This is a genomic window from Streptomyces sp. NPDC017943, from assembly GCF_044328425.1.
Taxonomy (GTDB): domain Bacteria; phylum Actinomycetota; class Actinomycetes; order Streptomycetales; family Streptomycetaceae; genus Streptomyces; species Streptomyces djakartensis_A.
This window is the reverse complement of the sequence record NZ_JBIRHH010000014.1, coordinates 112,279-133,884: the sequence shown is the minus strand read 5'-3', so window position 1 is coordinate 133,884 and position 21,606 is coordinate 112,279. Positions and strand designations below refer to the sequence as shown.

Annotated in this window: 16 protein-coding genes; 10 read left to right on the top strand and 6 right to left on the bottom strand. The window is 67.7% G+C overall.

What is annotated here, in order from left to right; translation table 11 throughout:
• Positions 1–1,048 precede the first annotated feature (1,048 nt).
• The 6 genes from ACH4C6_RS32810 to ACH4C6_RS32785 all read left to right on the top strand — a co-directional run bounded on the left by ACH4C6_RS32810 (position 1,049) and on the right by ACH4C6_RS32785 (position 6,268).
• Complete coding sequence (locus tag ACH4C6_RS32810; RefSeq protein WP_398112314.1) at positions 1,049–1,834, top strand: hypothetical protein; 786 nt, start codon at positions 1,049–1,051, stop codon at positions 1,832–1,834.
• Positions 1,835–2,011: 177 nt separating this feature from the next.
• Positions 2,012–2,602, top strand: coding sequence for a replication/maintenance protein RepL (locus ACH4C6_RS32805; RefSeq protein WP_398112313.1), 591 nt, complete (start codon positions 2,012–2,014; stop codon positions 2,600–2,602).
• Between the two features lie 17 nt (positions 2,603–2,619).
• Positions 2,620–3,018, top strand: coding sequence for a hypothetical protein (locus tag ACH4C6_RS32800; RefSeq protein ID WP_398112312.1), 399 nt, complete (start codon positions 2,620–2,622; stop codon positions 3,016–3,018).
• Positions 3,019–3,157: 139 nt separating this feature from the next.
• On the top strand, positions 3,158–4,957 hold the full coding sequence (locus tag ACH4C6_RS32795; RefSeq protein WP_398112311.1) for a pentapeptide repeat-containing protein: 1,800 nt from the start codon (positions 3,158–3,160) through the stop codon (positions 4,955–4,957).
• Positions 4,958–5,163: 206 nt separating this feature from the next.
• Positions 5,164–5,949 (top strand): hypothetical protein, encoded by a 786-nt coding sequence (locus tag ACH4C6_RS32790; RefSeq protein ID WP_398112310.1) that lies wholly within the window; start codon positions 5,164–5,166, stop codon positions 5,947–5,949.
• A 103-nt stretch (positions 5,950–6,052) separates the two neighbouring features.
• Positions 6,053–6,268: a hypothetical protein gene (locus tag ACH4C6_RS32785; protein ID WP_398112309.1), complete on the top strand. Its 216-nt coding sequence runs from the start codon at positions 6,053–6,055 to the stop codon at positions 6,266–6,268.
• 174 nt (positions 6,269–6,442) lie between these two features.
• Here ACH4C6_RS32785 and ACH4C6_RS32780 read toward each other — a convergent pair whose 3' ends face one another.
• Together ACH4C6_RS32780 and ACH4C6_RS32775 are read right to left on the bottom strand one after the other, a co-directional pair.
• Entirely contained in the window at positions 6,443–7,504 is a 1,062-nt protein-coding gene (locus ACH4C6_RS32780; RefSeq protein WP_398112308.1) for a hypothetical protein, read from the bottom strand.
• A gap of 439 nt (positions 7,505–7,943) precedes the next feature.
• Positions 7,944–8,834: a hypothetical protein gene (locus tag ACH4C6_RS32775; RefSeq protein ID WP_398112307.1), complete on the bottom strand. Its 891-nt coding sequence runs from the start codon at positions 8,832–8,834 to the stop codon at positions 7,944–7,946.
• A 668-nt stretch (positions 8,835–9,502) separates the two neighbouring features.
• Here ACH4C6_RS32775 and ACH4C6_RS32770 point away from each other — a divergent pair.
• Genes ACH4C6_RS32770 through ACH4C6_RS32760 form a run of 3 tightly spaced genes read left to right on the top strand, consistent with a single transcriptional unit; the run spans position 9,503 to position 14,288 of the window.
• Positions 9,503–10,216 carry a hypothetical protein gene (locus tag ACH4C6_RS32770; protein WP_398112306.1) on the top strand — a complete coding sequence of 238 codons (714 nt, stop codon included), beginning with the start codon at positions 9,503–9,505 and terminating at the stop codon, positions 10,214–10,216.
• Positions 10,209–12,182 carry a hypothetical protein gene (locus ACH4C6_RS32765; RefSeq protein WP_398112305.1) on the top strand — a complete coding sequence of 658 codons (1,974 nt, stop codon included), beginning with the start codon at positions 10,209–10,211 and terminating at the stop codon, positions 12,180–12,182. Before ACH4C6_RS32770 ends, ACH4C6_RS32765 begins: the two co-directional genes overlap by 8 nt.
• Positions 12,183–12,212: 30 nt before the next feature.
• The gene (locus ACH4C6_RS32760; protein ID WP_398112304.1) at positions 12,213–14,288 is read left to right on the top strand and encodes a hypothetical protein; all 2,076 of its coding nucleotides are present in this window, start codon (positions 12,213–12,215) and stop codon (positions 14,286–14,288) included.
• Between the two features lie 593 nt (positions 14,289–14,881).
• Here ACH4C6_RS32760 and ACH4C6_RS32755 read toward each other — a convergent pair.
• Genes ACH4C6_RS32755 through ACH4C6_RS32745 form a run of 3 tightly spaced genes read right to left on the bottom strand, consistent with a single transcriptional unit; the run spans position 14,882 to position 17,053 of the window.
• Positions 14,882–15,877, bottom strand: a complete 996-nt coding sequence (locus ACH4C6_RS32755) for a hypothetical protein (RefSeq protein ID WP_398112303.1) — start codon at positions 15,875–15,877, stop codon at positions 14,882–14,884.
• 10 nt (positions 15,878–15,887) lie between these two features.
• Positions 15,888–16,838: a sigma factor-like helix-turn-helix DNA-binding protein gene (locus tag ACH4C6_RS32750; RefSeq protein ID WP_398112302.1), complete on the bottom strand. Its 951-nt coding sequence runs from the start codon at positions 16,836–16,838 to the stop codon at positions 15,888–15,890.
• On the bottom strand, positions 16,835–17,053 hold the full coding sequence (locus ACH4C6_RS32745) for a hypothetical protein (RefSeq protein ID WP_398112301.1): 219 nt from the start codon (positions 17,051–17,053) through the stop codon (positions 16,835–16,837). The genes ACH4C6_RS32750 and ACH4C6_RS32745 overlap by 4 nt, the downstream gene beginning before the upstream one ends.
• A 458-nt stretch (positions 17,054–17,511) precedes the next feature.
• Between ACH4C6_RS32745 and ACH4C6_RS32740 the strand changes: the two genes are divergently transcribed.
• Positions 17,512–17,970: a hypothetical protein gene (locus ACH4C6_RS32740; RefSeq protein WP_398112299.1), complete on the top strand. Its 459-nt coding sequence runs from the start codon at positions 17,512–17,514 to the stop codon at positions 17,968–17,970.
• Positions 17,971–18,624: 654 nt separating this feature from the next.
• On the opposite strand, the gene ACH4C6_RS32735 is transcribed toward ACH4C6_RS32740, so the two are convergent.
• Positions 18,625–21,543, bottom strand: coding sequence for a hypothetical protein (locus tag ACH4C6_RS32735; RefSeq protein WP_398112298.1), 2,919 nt, complete (start codon positions 21,541–21,543; stop codon positions 18,625–18,627).
• Between the last annotated feature and the right edge of the window lie 63 nt (positions 21,544–21,606).

Sequence of the window (21,606 nt, the reverse complement as noted above, 5' to 3'; positions counted from 1 at the left end):
CCTCCGGCCAATTCCATAACCCTGCGTGCCTCCGGCACGAAAAGACAGGCGGAAAGGGTTTGTGCCTCCGGCACAAAGGAGAGTTCGGGTTTGAGTTGGGGATTGGGTTGAGGGTTCGTCATGTGCCCTGTCCCGAGGTGAGGTTCGGGGGGGGGTATCTCCGATTCCCTCGATGCGGGTGGGCTTGGGCTGCCTCCGGCAGAACGGCCGGGCATCCCCCGGGGTGTAGGGGGGGTGGAGGAGAGAGACGGACGGAGAGGGCAGGGCAGGGAGTTGGAAGACAGGGAGAGGACGGGAGAGGAGCCCTCCGGGCCCCTGCCCCCCTCCCCCACCCCTCGCCCGCCCACCGGGCCCGCCAGCACCGCACGGCGCGGCGGCCCCCGGCCGACGCGCAACCAACACCAGGCCGCGCCCAATCCCCGAAGCCCACCACCACACCCGCCCACCCCCACCCATACCTCACGGGCCCCTCCGGGGCCCAGTTCACCCTGTGAGGAGTCGAAGCTCTGGCTGCCTTCGGCAGGACCAGACGAGGACAGGGTGAGAGGAGCGAACGTGACACACCCCTCGTCCGGTCCCCGACGCCACCGTGCCGACCGCACGCCCCCTTCCTTCCACCAGCAGCTGACCTCCGGGCCGCCAACGGCCAATTTCACGGGTCGGTGCTCATCCACTGATCTCCGAACTTCCTTGTGTGCGCGAGAAGTTGGTGTGAGAGGGAGGTCTGTGAGCAACGTACCCATGTGGTGCTGGTGGCTGGGGTCCGCTCTTTAGTTAAGAGGCTTCACGAAAAATAGGCCCCTGACCTGCGGTTTTGTGTTCGGTAATGTCGGTGGCCACCGACATTAGGGTCCTCTGGGTGTCGGCGTCTGTCGGCATCGGGGCTCAAAAGTTGCGGATGTTCGCAACATTCTGTGGAAACTTGCGGCCATCCGCAACTCTTGCTCCGGCGGCAACAGTTCCCTGACCGCTCCAAGATTTTTGCCGGTCGAGAGGCCGCCCGGGACCGAGGGGTGAGGACGTCACCCGGACCAACCATGGAGCACAGATGACGGAGCGTTTGATCGAGGCCGGTGGGAACCGTCGAGTCAAAACGTGGATGACCCACCTGGAACCACCGGACCTCGCCCACGCAACAGGGCTGAAGCTGTCGAAGGTCGTGACAGCGGACGATCGCCTCTTGCTGATGCCTGCAGATCACGAGCCTCACGAGGACGATCACGGCGACCAGCCGGCTCACGACATGATCCGGCTGGTCGAGGTGCGCGACGCTCTGGTGTATCCGATGAATCCGGCCTCGCGCGACGCTGAGATGTACACCAAGGACGCTGCACGGTGTCTGGTGCTGCCCTACGGCCCTCGCTGGCAGCAGGCCCTCGAGACCGCCCTCCTGGGCCCTTGGAGTGCCCCTCTGTGGGATACAGGGGAACTCCCGAGCACCGCCCTGAGCGCATTGAAGGCGGAGGCCCGGACCCTGCACCGACAGCTGGTCCCGATCTGGCGTCGTAGAACTCAACACGGACGAGTGCTTTCGCTCGATGCCGACCTCGGTGGCGTGTCACTGCACGACCTTGTCGCGACCGACCTCGATCTGCTCTCTCATACAGCAAGCGGAGTCTTCGAGGACGAACGGCTCAACACGGTCCTGCGGGCCCTGGACCCGGCGGAGCGTCAGGTCGTCTTCGCCTACGCCGAAGGCGACGGCGCGACCTGGACGGAGGCCGCGGCGGCAGCCGGCGCCACAGCCCCCGACGCCTTCGGCGAACGAGTCCGTCGGAAGGCGAAACGGCTCGCAGCCGAACAGCGCCGTCGCGCCGCCCGGCGACGGTCCTGAGCCTGTTGCCTGTCACCCCCAGCGCGGACCAACTCCCCCTGGCAACCCCCGCGAGCGGATGTCGGCAGTGGCCGACACAAACTTGCGTTGGTCAGCAACTCTCCGGCGCGGAACATGCGGCTAGCCGCAAGTTTTGCCGTACAGTGCGCAGCACCTGTATGCGAAAGGATCATCTTCATGGGAGAAGCGGCACGGCCGCTGCGCGGGCGCCGCGCAGGGCCGCCATTGCAACAGCCCCGCTCCGTACGGGCGGTAGGTGCGGACGACGGGTCCGACCTTGCCCGGCTGATCGCAGAACAGTTCGGCAAAGGGCCCGTCCACGAGGTCAAGACCGTCGTCTACCGCCGGCCACCCCACGACATGCTGGGTGCCGACGGCTACTCCCTCGTCAGCAACTACTTCCTGCGCCGCGTCCTGCCGTACTGCCTGATGCACAACATCATCAGCAAGCTCCAGGCCGCCGTCCTGTCGAACATGATCGGCAGGCAGAAGAAGGGCAAGATTTACGCGACCCATGCCGAGATCGCTGACGAGATTGGCGTGAAGCGCACCAGCATCGGCCACGCCCTGGACGCGCTGTGCGAGAAAAACCTCGTACGCAAGGCCAAGCGGTCCTCCTACCAGCTCAACCCCCGCGTCGCGTATAACGGGAACGGCCAGGAGCAGCGCGACTTTCTGGCCGAGCTGCGGGCGCTCGCGCTGGAGTCCAAGTTCCCCGACGAACTCGCACCCGAGCTCAGCCTGTTCCCCAGGTCTGAGGTCGGCTGACCGAAGGGATCCTCGCCATGCTCATCCAGACCACCGGGCTGCTCGGCATGCTCCACCAGCTGCAGCTCACCCCCACGGCGATCGACGTCCTCTCCGTGATGGTCAAGCACCAGGAGCCCGGCGGCAACGTTGGCATGAAGCAGTCCGAGATCGACGAGATCCTCGGCGTCGGCCAGGCCTCCATGAGCCGCGCCATGGCCCTCCTCGTCGAACGCGGCATCGTGCTGCGCTCCGGCGGCGGCCGCGGCCACCGTTACGCCCTCAACCCCGCCGTGGCCGGCTACGAGTCCCAGACCGAGCTGGAGAGGTCCATGACTGAGCAGCTCGCCGTCGGCGGCCCTCCCCCGGTCAAGGTCCCCGGCTACGACAAGCGCCCGCCCAAGCCCGGCAAGGGCGGCCTCCACGCGGTCGCCTGACCAGCACTACAACGCAGCAAGGCCCCGGCGGGATTGCCGGGGCCTTCTGCACCTGTACGCAAAAGCGTCCACCACCAGTATGCCCCGAAGCCCCGGCAGGCACCTCCCGCTTCCCAGCGGCCCCGGAGAAAGGCCCTCGATGCCCTCGGCCCTCCCCCCGTCGTGGCCCCACTGCGGCCACGACGCCGCTCCGGCCACAGATCCGGTGGGATGCCGCGGCATCCGCATACCAGGGCACGGTGCCTGCCTGGCTCATGTTGACCCTGTCGACCGCACCACCTACCTCGGCACACTGTCCGCCGGCGCCGACATCGACCACCGCGCCACCCCCTTCACCCTCCAGCTTCTGACCGAGCTGCTGAACGCACTACGTGACCCCACCACGGACCTGCCCGTCATCGGCCGTGCCCGATTCGACGGGGCCAGGTTCGACGGGGAAGCCGATTTCGCAGGGGTCACCTTCAAGGGCCCGGCAAGTTTCAGCGAAGCGATCTTCAGCGACTACGGGCGTTTCAAAGCGGCAAATTTTGCAAGTAAGGCCACCTTCATGGCTGCCCACTTCATGGACGAGGCCTCCTTCCAGGAGGCATCATTCGCGGACGTTGCAAGATTCATGAAAGCAGAATTCCACGGAGCCGTATTGTTTCTCGAAGCGGAATTCTCCGGGCTCACCTTCTTTAGTCAAGCAAGATTTAAGGGTGACGCGGCATTTGAGCGCTCAGTGTTCACTGATGTGCGGGTCTCGGGAGCGATATTCGAGGCGAACGCCGAATTCAATAAGGTTACCTTCAGGGAGTCCTCTAGGCTAGGGCCCTTTGTGTGTAACGGGGTAGTGGACTTCGGCGGGGCGGTATTCGAAGCCCCCATTACAGTTGAGACGGCCGCCTCATCGGTGTCCTGCTCAGGGACACGCTGGGAATACAGGGCAGAGCTGCGGCTTCGCTACGCGTCTTTGGACCTCCAGTACGCAGTACTGTCCGCGCCAACAGCAGTCACCTTCCACGCGGTCCCCTTCACGCACCTTGGCGTACCCCTGCCTGAAGAAGTGCTCAGCAGCCGCCGCGGTCCCTCGGTCTCGGTCAAGTCAGTGCAGGGCGTCGACGCCTCGTTCCTGGTCCTGACCGACACCGACCTCACTCGGTGCCGGTTCGCCGGCGCGTTCCACCTCGACCAGATCCACATCGAAGGCCGCACCACCTTCGCGCCCGTCCCCGAGGGACTCGATCTCCCCAGACGCATCTGGCCGGTGAAGTGGTCCAAGCGCCGCACCCTCGCCGAGGAGCACTACTGGCGGGCCCATGCTGCCGGCTTGCCTGCCTCCTCGCCTCAGCCCCCGCTGGCAGGCCACGACTGGCAGATCGGCCCATATCACGGCGATCCGGCACGCACACCCGATCCAGAAGACGTCAGCGCCCTCTATCGGCAGTTGCGCAAAGCTTTCGAAGACGCCAAGAACGAACCAGGAGCGGCGGACTTCTACTACGGCGAGATGGAAATGCGCCGACACAGCCGCAACGACACCACACGCGCAGAGCGCGGGCTGCTGCACGCCTACTGGCTTTTGTCCGGCTACGGCCTGCGCGCCTCCCGCGCCGCGGGGTGGCTGATCGCCGCGATGATCACCACCATCCTGCTGCTCATGGGACTCGGCCTTCCTCAGAACTCCCCCAAGCAGGAAGCGAGCGGGACCGTGCCGGCCGGAGGTGGACGTGTCACCTTCAGCATCGACAAGGATGACCCGCAGAATCCCACGCACGACCGGTTCACCGGCAAGCGGTTCGAGAAGGCGCTCAACGTCACCCTCAACTCCGTGATCTTCCGTTCCAGCGGTCAGGACCTCACCACTACCGGTACCTACATCGAGATGGGCTCCCGCCTCCTGGAACCGGCTCTTCTCGCACTCGCCGTCCTCGCCGTACGCGGACGCATCAAACGGTGACGAGCACGGGTCTGCTTCCGCGCTGAGCCGCCATGTGATCAGCGTCACGTGCTGCTGTTCAAGATTCTTTGCCGGTCGGACTTCTGCCCGGGACTGGGAGATGACCGCTACTGTTCTGCGAAAGAGGGAACACCGTGACTTTCGAAGCCGAAACACTCGCCTGGCGAAGGCGCTGCCGAGAAGCAGGACTGCCGCAGGGGGGATCGGTGACCAGCGAACACGGATCTTGGCGGCACTTCCCGGTCGTCGTCCCCGTACCTTCCTCACCCACCTCGGCGCAGGTCGCGTCACCTGACCTGCTGTTCGTCACCCCCACCGGCGACGGCATTGCGCGGGGCCGAGGACCAGGGTCTCTCGTCGGAGACCTCACCAGACAGCCCGAACTGGTTCAGGCGCTCAAGCTCCGGGGTCTGGTCAGCGGTGCACCTGAGGCACTGCTGGCCATCGAGGGCGGCATCACACCCGATACCGTCGACCGCTTCGCCTCTCGCGTCTTGGTGGTGCCGCGCAGCGAACGCTGGCGGGAAGCAGTGACCACAGCCTCGCTGGGAAGTTGGTGCGAGCCGTTCTTCACCACCGGGCACCTGTCGACCACAGCGCTTGGGGCCTTGAAAGCGGAGGCCCGGTCGGTGCACCGGCAACTGGTGCCCGTCTGGCGCCGGCGCACCCGGCACGGCCGCGTGCTGTCTCTGGACGCGGGCCTCGGCGACGGGCTGTCGCTGTACGACCTGGTCGCCGCCGACGTCGACCTGCTCACCCACACGACGGGAGGCGTGTTCGACGACGAACGCCTCAACACGGTGCTGCGCGGCCTCAACCCTGCCGAGCGCACGGTCGCATTCGCCTACGCCGTGAGCGATGCCAGAACCTGGGCCGAGGCCGCGACCGCGGCCGGCGCTACCGAGCCGGAGGCCTTCGGAGAACGCGTCCGACGCAAGACCAGAAGGCTCGCCGCCGAACAACGCCGCCGTGTTGAGCAACGACGGGCTTGAAGGGGAGCGCCTGGGGTCTGGTCTTCTTCAAAATTCTTTGCCGGTAGGGCGGCTTGCCGGAGCCGAGAGGTGAATACCGTCTTGTCGAAGGACCCCAGCCACCATGATTGCTGTTCTTCTCTTGGCCCTCCTGATTCTCGCACTCGTCGTCTGGCGGGCCTTGGACAAGGCCAGGGACACCGACGTCACCGGCATCGTCAGGGTTGCTCTCGCGGCGATGGTGACACTCGTCCTGAGCTACGTGGCCCTGCGCGTCGTTCCGCTCGAGGCCGTACCCGATCTGCTGCACAGCGCTGTGACGGCACTGAGGACAGCCTGAAGCGGCCGCGTCCGAGCCGGGCAACGGTGCTCTGCTTTCGTGGCATCGGTACGAGGGCGGCCGTGGGGCGCACTACGCGGACGCCCCATGGGGCTGCGGATCGAGGTAGTGGAACTGTGCTTCACTCCCGACCTACGTCTCGTGAGCTAACCGATCGAGGCGCACTGCGGAGTCTTACGTGCTGACCGGTACGTCCGAAGCAGGAGATCCACCGCGCTCGAGCCAACCGTCGACCCAGGCGGGCACGGGTAGGGCAAGCTGCTGCTGGGCCGCGTAGATCGCCGGGCGGTGGTGCTGGATCCACTTCAGGCGCCCGCCGCTGCGGTGGATGGTGCGCACTTCCAGCTCTCCTCGCCGCCCGGCCGCGCCGGCGGCGATGGTGGTGCACTGGTCGCTGTACTCGGGCGGCAGATGGCAGTTGCAGTGGTTGTCCAAGGGGGTGACGGGCAGGCCCCAGCCGGGTGCCGCGAGCAGCGCCACGAGCCGCCGGTGGCCGGCGGCGCCGTGACCTTCCGCGAACGTGGGGTCGATGATCCAGCGTTCGCCACCGTCGCGTTCGTGGTGACCGAGCCAGCCGGTCACGGCCAGCGGCACCCCTAGGGTGCGGATCAATCCGACCCGGCGCAGCAGCCCGCTGGTCAGCCAGGCTGACGCCACGGTGCCTCGGCGTCCCGGACGCCGGTAGGGACGCTCGGCCGGGTGCCAACGGGCCGGCTGGTCGCGGTGACACGGCGTCATGCCGTAGGTGGACAGCCGCTGGTCCTGGACGTCGGCCGCGCGCAGCCACTCTTCGGGGTCCAGACCCGACAGGGTGACGGAGGCCGACGTGTCCGGCACTCGCAGCACCACCTGCCCGTCCTCAACGTGGGTACGAGCCCCGGGCACCCCCATAATGTCGCCGTGCTCGTCGGCGCGCGGCAGCAGCGCCTCGGCCAGGTCCAGGGCCTGGGTCTCGTTCGGGGCGGGCCGCTCGACCGGGTCGGCCTCGAATCGGATCAGGAGGCGGTCGGAGCGCGGGTCGACGTATTCGATGCCCCACGGGTGCATAGTGGTGATCCGACGCCATACCAGTGCGGCCATCACCCGGGCCTCCAGCAGCAGCTGGTCGGCGTCCGGCTGCGGGATCAGCAGGGAGCCAGGCTCGGCGGCCTCGACACGGCGGAGGGCGGACTGCCAGGGCAGCCCGGTGTATAGACGCAGCAATTCGGCGCGACGCTCGATGACGGTTGTCTTCATGCCTCGGAGCCCCTCACTACCGCGGAGCCGTCCCGACACAGCACACGCGGCACAGAGCAACGAGGATCAACCGGACCATGCAGCGGTGCCAGCCGAGTTGGCTTCTCCACGGGCGTGCTCGAAGTCGGGTCGAGCACCGGGCAGGGACCCCGCCGGGCCCACCGCCCTGGATTCGACCACACCGGGCGGGGGCGGGCCCTGCTCGCCGGGGTGACACGCCGCGGCATCACCCGAATGCCGCCGGCGATCTCGCCGAGGCAGTACGGCGAGCTGTCGGGTGCGAGATCCTCGCTGCCATCACCCGCATCCACGCCGCGACGGCTTCCAGGACGGCCCCGCCTCTTCAGCGGGGCCCGACCGCCGCTACGGCCACCACCTGCGAATTACATGAACACCCGGGGGGATTGGCTAAGCGTCGATACTTACCGCATCGCCATCACTAGGAAGCCGCCGCTGACGATGCGCACTGAGCAGAGCAATACCGGGCGGGCACATCCGCCTCAGGGGCGAGGTACAGGGTGGCCCCGCACACGCAGAGGCCGTCAGCCAACTTTCGGATGCGGGCGACGGCGGACCTGGCCCTCTCCTTCAGGAGAAGGTGCTCGTTGTCGATCGCATGCCGGATGGCCGTGGCTTCTGCGTCGTTGAGGTAGACCTCGTCGATCAGATCGGGGTCCCCGTAGCAGCCCTCGACCAGTTCAGCGGCCACCTTGGAGAACGCTCCCTGGGCCACGGCAGCCACGATCAGCGCGTCGCCCTGGTCCCCCGCATGCGCGGCGGCCGGAGTGCTCTTGAACTCCCGCCGCCGATCGTTCCCCCACGCCCAAGCCATCTTGGCGAGTTCCATCTCGGAGCACTCGGCGAGATGCCGGCGCTCGCAGTACGGGATCAAACCTGCGACGACCGGGAGGTGCCTGCACCCCGGGACAAGGCACAGCTCAGCCACCCAGTCGTCCTGTGACAACAGGAGCTCGAAGCGGCGACCGCCGCACGCCACCACCACTGTGCGCATGTCGTCGCGGGACTCCATCGTCATCTCGGCCGCCAGCCCCCTCGCCGCGAGGTCACCGGTCAGCAGCAGGACCGACGTGTGCGGCACGGGACCGCCCAGCAGCGCCGAGTCGAACATGCGTGGTGCCCACTCGGCGTCGACCTCGGGATGGTCTCCTGTCCACGCGGGGGAGGTTGTGCACTCGACGAGCAGTTCCCGCAAAGCGAACGGCGAGATGCTGGCCGCGGTGGCCTGACGGAGTGCGACGGTGTACTTGGCGCCGGTCTCGCGCTGCGCCGCACGGGCGCGCTGAGCAGCGGTGCTCTGGTTACGTGGCATCGGTCTTCTCCGACTCGACGGGCACGCCCACGCCGCCCGTCGACGAAGAGATGCAACGTCAGGGCGTCGCGGGCCCCGTAGGACCTTGGCCGATCGCGGGACGACAGCGTGGGCATCGACCTGCGGCGGGCGGCGGTGCGCGTCCAGCCGAAGTCACCGTAGCGCAACGCCAAGTCTAAGGAGAAGAAGGGCGCCCGACGGGAGACCGTGGCTCGGATCGTCGCCATGGCAGCCCCGGACGGCCGTGCACCTTCTGTGTGAACCGGCTAAACGAACCGGCGCCCGGGCCGGTAATACCACCTGCACCTGCACCTGTTCGTCGTTTTGCCCGATCGGCCGCCGGGACCACGCGGTGGACGGCAGGCGCTGCCACAAGGGCCGGAGCCCTCCAGCGCCGCGGTGCCGCGCGCGCCACAGGCAGACCGGCGAAGGGGCGCGGGCTCGGACCGGCCTCCAGGGCGTCCGCCTGGCCCGCTGCCTTCACGACCATGCACGCCCACGTCTGGACCTGAGCACCTCAGCTCGCGCCTTCCGGCAGCCCAGCGCTCCGCCCGGTCTCACACCGCGCGGACGAGGCTGAACACTCTCGATCGGGGGCCGGCAATCGGTGCACAACCACTTCGTGCGCGGAGGGTATAGGTACGGCTACTAGGCGATACCTTGGAGTGGTGGATCAAGGACTGCCCCATCCCGAGGCTGCTGAGCGGGTGACGAGCCGGGAGCAGGATGCCGTGCGGCTCCTGCTGCTCATCGACGGGGCCTGCGAGCCCGTGTCGGACGTCGAACGAGATGACCCCGGACTGAGAGCAGCTGTGGGAGTTGTCCGCACTCAGGTCCGCCTGCAGAAACTGGACTTCTGGCTCCGCAATCCTGACTACCTGGCCGATGAGCTGCTGACGAAGTACGAGGCGACCACCGAGGCACGCCTGTTGGAGTTAGCCGGCCGCATTCTGGATTCCGAGGAACCGGAGGTGCGGTGCTATCCGATGCTGCGGCACCACTTCGGGGCCTACGAACCGTTGGACGATGCCCTCGCCGTGCTGCGCAGTGCTGGTCTGGTGGTCCGTCGCCGACGCGGGACCGTCAACCGGGTACGGCAGCACGACTACTTCCTGCTGGCGGCCGGGCGGAAGGTCGCACGTGAGGCGATTCAGGAGGCACCCGCCTTTCAGTACTACGTGGACCGGGTGCAGTTGGTGCTGGATTTGGCTGACGGGCGTGGTGGCAACCAGCTGAAGCAGCAGCAGTACCTGCAGCGTGAGTACGCGGAGGCTGCCCGCGGGGATCGGATCGGTTCGGTAACCGTGCGGGCGCGGGCGCGGCTGGAGGAACTGCGCAGGCAGGCAGTGAATGGGGACGCGGAGACGGGGGCACATGGCTGAGGAAGTTGCGCTCGAGGATCGGATCGCCGCGCGCGCGAAGGTGACGGTCGATGACGTGCTGGCGGTGTTCGACGCCCAGGGCATTCCGCTGGGTGCGCCTCCTGCACGGCCGCGGTCGTTGCGGATTCACCGGCTGCGGGTGGCGGGGGTGCGCACCGGAGCTCTCGAACCCGGCCCGTTCGACACCACGTTCAGGTTCGGCGATGGTCTGACCGCCCTGGTGGCCTCGAACCTGCGCGGGAAGTCGAGTGTGCTGGAACTGGTGACGTGGTGCCTTCGGGGCACTCCGCGGGAAAAGAGCGGCGCCATCCACTGGCTGCGTGAAGTGGACCTCGACGCCACGGTGGCCGGCCAGGCCATGGCCTTCCGGCTGAACCTAGACAGCAAGGAAGTCACCTCCGCGGTCGCGTTCACCGGGCCCGATCTCGCCGTGCTGGAGACCCTCCGCTCCCCGGACCCGGCGCAGGGAGTGCTGCCGCTGTTTCGCGCCGCGAGCTCGGAGAGCTACGCCGAACAGGTGCAGGCGCTGATGATGAAGTGGATGGACCTGCATCCCCTGGTCAGTGCCAAACAAGGGACGTCCGCGGTGGCGCATGGGTGGCCCGCCTACTTCGGCGCCCTGTACCTGCCGGCGGCCCGCGCCCCGGCACTGCTGGGCGATGTACTCATGAGCGGTCTGCCGGGACGCCTCTTGCAGGTGTTCCTCGACCTTCCGGCCGCCGGTGTGCTGACCAAGGTCAAGACGCAAGCGGAACTGATGGCCACGGCTCGCAAGCGCCGGCAGAGCGCAGCGAAAGCGGCACAGGAAGAGCGAACGGCGCAGCGACAGCAGACGGAGGAGGATTTGGCGGCAGCCCGTGCCCGCCTGGAGCAGCTGTCAGAAGGAGCATCTGGCTTCGATCAAGAGTCGCTGGCTGACCTGGCCGCAACCACGATGCGCCTGGCGACCTCGGTGGCCGACAGCGAGCAGTCGTGGCACGACCTCATGCGGGTCCATCGGCAGGCCAAGGGACAGCGCCAGCGGGACGAGAAGCTGCTCAACGACGTCCGCGAAAGCGCGATCGCCCGCAGGCTGTTCCACGGCCTCGACCCCACGACGTGCCCGCGGTGCGATCAGGACATCGCTGCGGAACGGCGTCGGCTGGAGATCGAAGCACACAGTTGCGCCGTGTGTGCACGCCCCGTCGAGGGCGACGAGGAGGACTCTGAAGACGTCCTGGTCGAGGCTGAGGGGCGCGTCGAGGTCAGCACCCAGGCGGAACAGGCGGCCAGAGAGGCACTGGAACGGGCGGAAACCGAGCTCGAACGGCTGTCGGGCGAAATGCAAGCGGCGCAGGAAAGGCTGCGGCGGGCGGATGCGGCCGCCAGAGTGCCGGAGTACGCCAGAGCTCGAGAGGAAGTGCTGCGGCTGGAGGGCGCGTTGGGCGTCCTGCCCGAGCTGCCTGACTCTCCCGATGATCCGGCCGAGGACTTGGCGATCAAGGTGCTGCGTGCCGGTGCGAGGACGCTGGAGGACGATCACGCGAAGGAAGCGGACAAGCTGTTCGCGGACCTCAACGAGGAGATTTCCGACCTCGGGCGCAAGTTCGGATTCGCCGGGCTGGAGTCGGTGAGTATCGACCGCGCTGCGCACCTCGATGTGACCTCGGACGGCGGGCACGTGCGCAGCTTCACCGACCAGGTGCCCGGCGAACGCCTGAGGCTGCGGATCGCCGTGATCGTGGCACTCCTGCGTGTCGGCGCGGCGCATCAGGTGTCCACGCACCCGGGCCTGCTGCTGATCGACAGCCCCAAGGCGGAAGAGATCCAGGACGTCGACATCCACCTCTTGCTGCAGGAATTGAACGCCGTGGCGGAGGCGAATCAGCTGCAGGTACTGGTCACGACCGCGGACTTCGGCCTGGCCCATGACGTTCTGCCGCCTGACAGGATCATCGAAGCGGCAGAAGGCAAGCCACTGTGGTGACACGAATATGAACGTGGAGGGAGAGGGGACATGACGCAGCTCGCCGAGCGCCTCAGCGACCTGGCCACCACGGGAACCGACGCGATCACGTTTGAGGACATCGGCCTGCCCGCGGACACGGTGCGCGCCCAAGTGCCCGAAGTCGCGGCCGGCCCACTCGCCCCCCTCTTGGCCGAAGCGATCGTCCACGCCTTCGACGCCGCCGACGGTGCATGGAAGCAGGCCGCAGCCGCTTTCCCCACAGGGTTTGCCCAGCAGAGCAGCGTCCTGGCCCTGACGTCATCGCTGGAAACACTCTTGGGCAGCCCCGCCACCGCCAAGGCGCTCGCCAAGCCCCTGAACGGGGCACTCCTGGACGGGCTCACCGAACAGGTCGAGCATGGACCGCTCCTCGCGGCCGCCCGCCTCGAGGGCGCTGTCAGACTCGCCGCCTCCGACGCAGTCAAGCCCTACCAGGTCTGGGACATCCTCGAAGAACTGCCGGCCGACGGGCCGGAGGACTTCCTCGAACGTCTCCCCCGCGTCCTGGGTGTCGCACTGGATTGCTGGGCGCAGCAGGAATCCCGCGTCTCAACGGCCGTGCGGGAACTGCTGCAGCACCTGTCCGTCGACGAGGCCGCTGACGTCGACGCCCTGTTCGAACTCGGCTGCGACCGCCTGCGGACCGCCTTGTCCTCGACCGACCTGGCCGACGTGAGCCGCCTCATCAGCGAAGCTCGCTCCCTCTTCGCTGCCGCCGAGGCGGCAGAAGAAGCCCGCGACGACGCCGCCGCGTACCTCGCCGTGTGTGACGCCATCCTGGGCTTCACCGCTCACAACGCTGACCAGGTGGCATCGGCTGCCGACCGGATCGAACGGGCCTTGGAACGCCGCCGGGCCTGGCTGCACGGCACTCACCAGCCCGCATGGCTCCAGCCGCGGCAGGCCGCCGAGGTCGCCTGGTCCCAACTCCTGCTCCAGCTACGGGCCGCTGCGGAACAGTTTGCGGCCGACGTATGGATGGACTCCTGGCGGGCTGTCGATGCGGTCCTCGCTGCCTACCGAGCCGCCCGCACCGTACAGCCCTTCGGCACCAGCCAGCAGGCTCCTGGTCTGGCCGCGCTGGTTGAGCCGGCCGTAGAGGACGGCTTCCTGCGCAAGGAGGCCTTTATCAATGCGCTACGGCACGCCGCGGCGCACCCCGAGGACTACCCTGGGCCCGTATTCGACGGCGCCGCCGCGTCGGCGATCCTCGCCCGGATCGACTCCCGGGAACCCCACGAGACCTCCAGCAGCGGCCAAGGTGACTCCGACGGCGACGACCCGGACGCCGACGCGGGAAGAGAGCGGCTCCATCGCATCGCACCGACCGTGCTCCGCAAACTTCCACTCTCCCATGCACTGCGTCTCGCAGAAGACCTCGACGACACGGCTCTCGCTGCTGTCGAAGGCATCGCCTACGACAGCGACGTTGCCCGGCTGAAGGCCACCGACCCCGTCATCATTCCCCTGCTCGACAGCTTCCTTGCCCGGTTGTCAGAACACGAGGCGTTCACGGGGGATGTCCGGCAGACCTTCACCGCCCTGCTCACCCAGACGCTGCTGTTCCTCAAAAGCCGCACCGACCTGGAACGAACCCACATTTTCGGCACCGGAAAGAAGGACGACCCGCCCTTCGACTACCGCCGAAAGGCCGAAAAGGGGCAACGGGAAGCCAACGAGGCGGACCTGCAGCGCGACTTCCACCAATGGCTGCTCAGCGGCCCCCTGCACAGCATCGTTCAGGTAGAGACGAACAACGTCGGCATGGGCCGCGCCGACGTCCTGGTCCAGTTCGGATCACTGCGCTACCTGACTGAGATGAAACAGGACCCCGACGACAACAGCCGCGCCCACATCGAGGGCAAGTACCTCACCCAGGAAGCCGAGTACACCAACACTAACGCCCCCTTCGGCCAGCTCCTCGTCCTCGACCTAACTCCCAAAACCAGCAGCAGCGGCACCCTGCGCGTCGACGAGGTCGCCTGGCTGGCCACGCACCGTCCCCGCGGCGCCACCACCGACCGGCTCGTCCTCGCCGGCATCGTCACCGGCAACCGCCTCACCCCCTCCACCTACTCACGCTGACCGAGGCCCTCCCCCGCTCCTGAACGCTTTCAGACCCCGGTCCCAGCTCAGCGCGCAAGGCCAGGCGCGAGACGAGATACGAGTCGGCACGCCCGCGCGGGCCTCATCATGATCGTCCTCACCGGGATCTCCTGTACGCCAACTACTCCCACCCGAGCTCCTCGCCCGCCGCCAGCCACTCGACGGTGACCACGGCGTTCCGGCTGTTTCGGCTCAGCGCAAGGCCCGCCGCGAGTACGAGAACCGCGTCAACGCCCTCGCGGCGACCACACCTTTATCGTTCCTCACCGCTAATCACGGCCTGATTGATCCCTGAGGCCCGTTCAGGCACGTCATGCACGTCACCCGGCCAGTGAGGACGGATAGGGCATCTGGTCTTCGGGGTGCCACAGGGCCGTCTTGCCCACCACTGAAGCCGCAGGGCGGTGCTGGCGGCGGGCTCGGGGCCGTTGCCGACCGCCGCACCGCGAACCCGGTCCCGGCGACGTTGGCCCGCGGCCTCCACCTGGACGGCCTCGCCGAAACGGCCGAGGTGTGGGCAATCTCGTCCCCATCGGATACATGCCCCTCGTGTGTAGTTGGACCGGATTTCGTCATGGCGTGGAGCGCAGAAGGCGTTGTCCGGCAGCGCCCCGTGCACGTGAGAGGGCAGGCGTGCGCAGCTGGCGGCGGTCGAGGAGGAAGCGCATGAGGACTTCCCTCTGACCAAGTCTCTGGGGCTGTTCCGGTGGGATCTGCCTCCACGCGTGGGCGAGGGCTGCCTCGTGGAAGGCGGAAGCGGACTCGGCGTCGGGTGCCGCGGACTGGACCAGGACGTGGTCCGGCTCCGATGTTCGGGTGCGGCGGGTGGCCATGTCGTCGTCTTCGACCGGGCGGGCGGGCAGAGGGTCTGCGGCTGGGTCAGCGCAGTCGTCGTCGGCGTCAGTCAGGGCTGCGAGGATGATGTGCAGCATTTCGGCGAAGTAGGGGCCGGGGGCGGGGATTTCGACGTCGGGGTGTCGGCGGTATCCGTCGGTGACGGCTGCGGTGGTGTAGGACATGACGGCGAGCGTGGTGTCGCTGTAGGTGCGGTCGCTGTCGGCAGTCATGTGCGCGATGATGCGTAGGACGGTGGCGGTACTGGCGGCGCATCCTTCGGCTGAGTCGGTGTCGGTGCCGTCGTCGGCTTGGTCGAGCCAGAAGTCGGCCGTTTGGTCGTCGCCTCGTGACCGGTGGTGGAGGGACAGGCAGTAGCCGGCGCCGCGGTCGCCAGCTCCGGCGGCGTACTGCCACCAGTAGCGTGCTCCGTCCTCGGCGCCGGCCAGGTACAGCAAGCAGCCGAGGATCCAGGCTCCCCCGGGGCCGGGGAGCTGTTCGGTGATGAAGTCGGTGATCTGGGGTGCGCTGGCGTGAGTCACGGCGACTTCACACAGGGAGCGCAGGTGCTTTGCGGAGGTATGGTCAGCGAGAGGATCGCCGGGGAAGATCTGGGATCCGTCGGGCGGAGAGGTGGGATCCGGGTGGGTGTCGAGGCAGGGAACGGTGTCGGCGGGGATGCGGGGGTTCTTCAGCAGGGCGGCGCGGGCGAGGAGGTCTTCGATGGCACTCATGTCGGGGTGATCACTCCCGGGCTGTGGGACGGTGGTGGAGCAGTTCGAGGGCTCCTCGTGCGTGGTGGTCGAGGGTGTGGACGTGGGCCGGGGACAGGCCGGTGGCCTCCTGAACCTCGTCGGAGGTGAACTCGCACAGGTAGCGCAGGACGACGACGTCGAACTGGTCGGGCGGCAAGCGGCTGATCGTGTCAAAGAAGTCGGCGACTTCGCTGATTTCGACGAACCGGGCCACCGGGTCCTCGATCCGGCTCTGTGCGACCGTCATGAACGCGGCGGGGCGCAGGTCGGGGCGGCCGTCCGGGTGGCGCCTGACGCGCAGCAGCACCCGTGAGCGCAGCAGCCGCCAGGCGTATCGGGGGAGGTTGGGGCCGGCGGCCGCTTCTGCTTCGTCCCAGCCGGCCCACAGGATGTCGAAGGCCTCGGCCACGATCCGCTCGGGCCGCTCGATGTGCAGCAGTGCCTGGGCGTATGAGACGTAGTAGTGCTCCATCTGTTCGATGAAGCCGCGGTGTTCCACGGGCCGCTCCTCGGGCCCAAGCGGCCGGACGGCCGCGATGCGTTGTGTGATCCACGTGGTGGAGTTGGCGGCCTCGTAGGCGCCCGCGGTCCACAGACGGCACAGGGGCCAGGGCGGCAGTGCCAGGGCGTGGACCACGCTGTAGGTGATCTCCCAGCTCGGGTAGTACTCGATGCCGCGCAGGAGAACGGAGATGCGGCCCTTGGAGAAGCCGGTGCGGCGGGCCAGCTCGTCGAGGGTGACGCCTTGTGCGGATATCTGGTGGCGCAGGCGCTCCAGCAGTGCCTGATGGCTGGGGCCGATGTTCTGGGACATCGGCTCCGCGCGGCGGCCTCGCCGGCCGGGCCCGAACGTGGCGGGCGCGAGGGAGAGCGGTGCGTCCGGGGCGTCGTCGGCAGTGGGGGGATCGTCCTGGGGGTTTGCGGGTGGTGGGGAGGTCATCGCTGCGGCTCCTCATGCCCGGCCGGCTCCGGTGCCGGAGCGCGGACGGGCCCGGTGCTGGAACCGTGGGCGGCGGCGGTGAGCTGCTGCAGCAGCAGTCCGAGCGAGGGCAGCAGCGCCACGACCGCGGCGAGGTGTCCGAGCACGGTCATCGCCGTGCTCCACGCGAGGACCACCACCAGCACGGCGATGGCCCACACCTTTCGACTGGGCATTTCACCTTCCCTGCTTCGAATTTGAGAGTCTGGAAGGCCTCCTTCCTCGGCGGTGCTCAAGCGCCGGGGAAGGAGGTGGTGGACAGCATTGCGGGCGCCACCGTCGACACTCAACGTGATCATGGAGTCACGGAACAAATACGTTCGATCGACCTTGTTATGAGCACTAGAACGCCAACTCCCACCCAGGCGCGGTCAAAAGCGCATCGGAACGTCCGCTTCTGATCACCATTCATGCAATTGCACAGCCACCGTCCGGGGGACCGGCACCATGAAGGAGACGCTCCAGTGGGCGTCACACCTTCCCGTCTGGAAGGCGCACGGGGTTCCCTCGTGCTCAGGGAACCTCAGGAGGGCCCCGTGCCGCTCCCGTCCGGCACGTGGCTGCCGGACGGGAGCCAACCTCCGCTCTACTGGGCTCTGCCCGCGGGTCGTCAGCCTCCCGCCAGCTCTGCCATGTGCGGGCGCTGCTCGCCGCCCGCCTTCGGGCCCTGAACCCGCGGCGGGCGCCCTGCTACCCGCGCGAAGAGGCTGCCGACCTCGGGGACGAGGAGACCGCCGCGCGGCTGATCGAACACGGTACTCAGATGCGGGCAGCCCGGAAGCCCCTGCCATCGGCCTTCAACGAACGCGGCCTGCTCGTCTCGAAGGACAGAGTGAGTGTGACCCCGGTGATCTGGAGCGACAGTCAGGGCGAGACAGCCCGGGCGGTCTTCGCCGCACACATCGGCCTCCTTGCCCGGCGGCTGGGTGACACCGACGACCTCGACGCGTTCGCTGCACAATTCCGGTCGTCGGTCATAGCCCACGGACACCTGCTCAATCATGAAGGAGCCGCTGCGCTGCGCGGGCATCTGGCCCCCCGGTCCCAGGCGTTGCGCACGGCTCTCGCCACGGGTGCCACGTCATCCCCCTGAGCACGTCCCTTCCACTGCCGGACAGGGATTGGGCAACCGCAGCAGTGACGACGCCGACGGAGACGAGCCGGTTCGCAGACCACCACGACGCTGCCGTTGGAGATGCGGCGCATGGCCGCGCCGGCCGCGACGGGACCCAGTTGGAAGCCGCGCTTCGGGGCTGACGTCCTGGTGCGGTGGTCCCCCGCACGAAGCGCCGGGCGTGCGCCTGGCGGTTGGGCATCGTACGGTCCGAGCGCCCGGCTCGGACAGGACGGCCGGAGTTTGCGGTCCCGCGTTCCTTCGCACGTTGCGCGGGACCGCTCCCTGTCCTCGAGGAGGGTTAGGAGCGAGCGCTCTGAGCGGCCTGGGTCCGCGCCGACTCTCTTCCCCTCTACCGGGGCTCCTCAACCGTCCGCGTGGTGCTTGGGGATCGTCGGCTGGGAGACGTTGACGGCTCGCTGTTCGTTCGGCGCCTGCGGGGGCCGTACGGCGAGGAGGTGATCGGTGGCCTGTCTCCCCCTGTCCTGCCTGCGCTGTTCGGCACAGCGGTGCTGCTCAGCGGCGAGTCACTTCGTCTTGCGCCGGACGCGTTCGTCGAAGGGCCTGCAGATTGGCGTCAGTGTGAAGGGCCGGTACCCGGCCGGGCGGCATCAGATGGCGGCCGCAAGAGCTTTAAGCGAGCAGGCTTCTACGGGCGAGCCATTCGCGGGCGGACAGCGATCCTGCTTCGGCGGCAGCCCGGTTCAGTCGTTCGGCGTCCTGGAGTTGGCCCTTGGCTAATCTGAGGTGGGCGAGGCCGTGCAGGGCGTGGCTGTTGCCACGGGCCGCTGCGGCGTGTGCCAGGTCCTCGGCGCGCCGATGGTCGCCTTGCCCGTCACAGCGCCATGACATCCACTCCAGGGCCTTGGGGTGCTCGACCGCGGCCGCAGCACCGTAGAAGCACAGTGCGGCGGCGTGGTCCCGGTGGTCTGAACGCTCGCGTGCGCGGGCGACGAGGAGGTCGGCGTGGCCACGATCAGCAATGATCTTGGCCAGTCTCGCCGCGTCCGTGACTTCTTTGGTGGCAACACGGGACTGAGCCAGGGCGAGGAGGGCGGCGGGGCTACCGTGCTGTGTGAGAGCGTCGTGCGCCAGCCGTTCTGCGGTGATCCTGTCGCCTTGGGCTTCGTAGTGCTCGGCGAGCCACCGAGCAGCCGACGGGTCGCCATGGTCGGCAGCCCAGGAGTAGAGGCGTGTCGCATCGCGGCGCATGCCTAGACGCAGCAGATGGTGGCTTAGGCGACGGTGACCGTACCGGTCACCGCTGACGGCGAACGCCCGGCGGGCCAGGCGTTCACTGTCTGCGTACTGTCCAGAAAGGCCCACAGCTGCGGAGAGCTCGCCGAGGAGTAAACCGGAGAGACATCGCTCTTCGATGAGTTTCTCCGCACGTCGGAACTGCCCAAGTCCGATGAGGCGGCGGATGAACCACGTCAGCAAGGAGGCGTCGCCACCGGCAGCTGCCCGCAGGTACAGCGCCTCACAGTCCACCGCCTGGTAGGTGCGCGCAGCCTCAGCGAGTTCCCGCATGTCAGCGTCGGTGCGGGAGTGAGTCGCTGCCGCTGCCCACAAAGAGGAGGCAGGAGGCTTCCTTTTCCTGGTTGTCCGGCTTTTCTCGTGAAGGATGTCTGCCAACTGGTACAACGGGCTATCCGGGGATGGCTCACCGGAACGGGGCCGGTACCGGGTCAGCGGCCCTGGCAGTTTACGGCGGGGTTTGAGTAGCTCGTCCAGGCTGGAGGTGAACCAGCCCTCGTCCAGCGCGTGCCATGTGGCTTCGTCGATATAGCCCTCGGCTGCGGTCCGTAGGAACTCTTCGGTCAGCAGGGGGCCGTGTCCACATCGGCGCGCGTCCATGGCGGCATGAAGGATGGCACGTGCAGCCCCGTCGGACTGTTCGTATCGGCGCACCAGGTGAGGGGCGCCGGCGAGGAACTGAGTGATGCGTCCGCTGGCGGCACGGCTTCGTGCCAGTCTCAGGCGCGGGTCGGAGGCGACGAGCGCTGCAGCGTCGGCCAATTCTCTCGCACTGAACGCGGGAGGCATCGTGATGGTGTGGGCAAGGTCGGCGAGCTGATGCACGGCGCCCATGCCGTCGTCAACCACATGGGCGTGCGTTTCGTCCCCTTCCGCCGGGTCGTCCGCCACGTGGTCCCAATACGTCGGCCACATGGTGCCCAGGACCAGAACGGGGCCGCGCTGGTGGTCCGTCAAACGATCTTGAAGTGCTGATGAAACCTGGGCCGTGTAGTCCTTCACCAGGAGATACAGCTGAGCTTCGTTCAGCCACAGCACCGTGCGCGGCTCCAGCGCGTCATCCTGCAAGGCACGCAGGAGAGCTGCGGGCCGGTCCGGGGCCAGGGGATGCACAAGGCGCCAAGAGGGTAGTTCGGCCCGCACTGCTTCCCAGCAGGCCCGTGTCTTCCCGGTGGAGGAACCACCCACCACCATCACCAGTCGGCTCCCGTTGACCGACTGAGCCACCATGCGCCGCAGCCGGCCGTCCACGCCATCAGGGCGGGCAATGTAGGGAGGAAGCGCAGCGAGCGCACCGGATCCGGCGTCCGCATCCACAGCGGGGTGTACCCCCAAGCGCAGCGCATCGGATGGCTTCAGCTCTCCGATCACCTCGGACCGCGTAGAACGGCTGGTGTGACTGGTCAGGGTCTGCCCCTGTGCTGACTGGGTGAGCGTTTCCGCCCCGGGCTGTTCAACGTGTTGGCGGACCACCACGGCAGACCGGGTCGGCGGATCGCCACGAAGCGCGACACCCCTTGCCCGCAGCCGGTTACGCAGCATGGCAGCGTCAATCGCACCGCCCCGTGGACCCCACTCCTGGGCAAGCTCCTCGACCATCCGGAACACTCCGGCGGCGTCTACCCCGGTGTCCGCGGGCAGCACCCGTTCCTGCAGTGCGGCGCAGAGAGCGGGGTAGCGAGGACTGATGTGCTCGGTGGGCTCAATCTGGATGACGAGGCGCCGAGCGATCCGGTAGGCACTGCGCTGCACCAACTCCTGTTCAGGAGCGTTGTCGTCGGACTCTGCGAGGAGCTCACTAACGGTTTGCGTCAGGTGTTTCCACACACGGTGGTAGGACTGGCCCAGGCGGGGCAGCTCGTGCAGAAAGTCGGCCACGCTCTTCTGTGCCGCAGCGGATGCGGCCAGATCTCGCAAAGCCTCCACACCAGTTGTGGGCCCGGAGGCAGTCAAGCCGAGACGGTGCCGGTCAGCGTCGATCGCGTCCCCGAAAGACTCCAGACTTGCCAAGCACTGCCCCATCGCCTTGCGCCAGGGACCACTACTGGGCACGATCTCAAGCGTGCGCTTGACCTGCCGCTGCACGGCCAGCTCGTAGGAGCCCTGGCGGTTGAGGACGACGACGTCGTCCAACGGGAAGTCGTTGGCCTTCTGCAGGCAGACCGAGTCCGGCACCACATCGAGACCGGGAACCTGCACACCACACAGGAGGGCGACCAGATCCAGTGCCGCAACCCGGTACTCATAGATCGTGCCGCCCCCACCTGAGCCAATCGAGGACGCCCCCCTGCTCAACCGCTCACTCCTCGCTCAGACAGGCCACCCATCTTCCAGGATCGCGGGCCCAACGAAGAATAG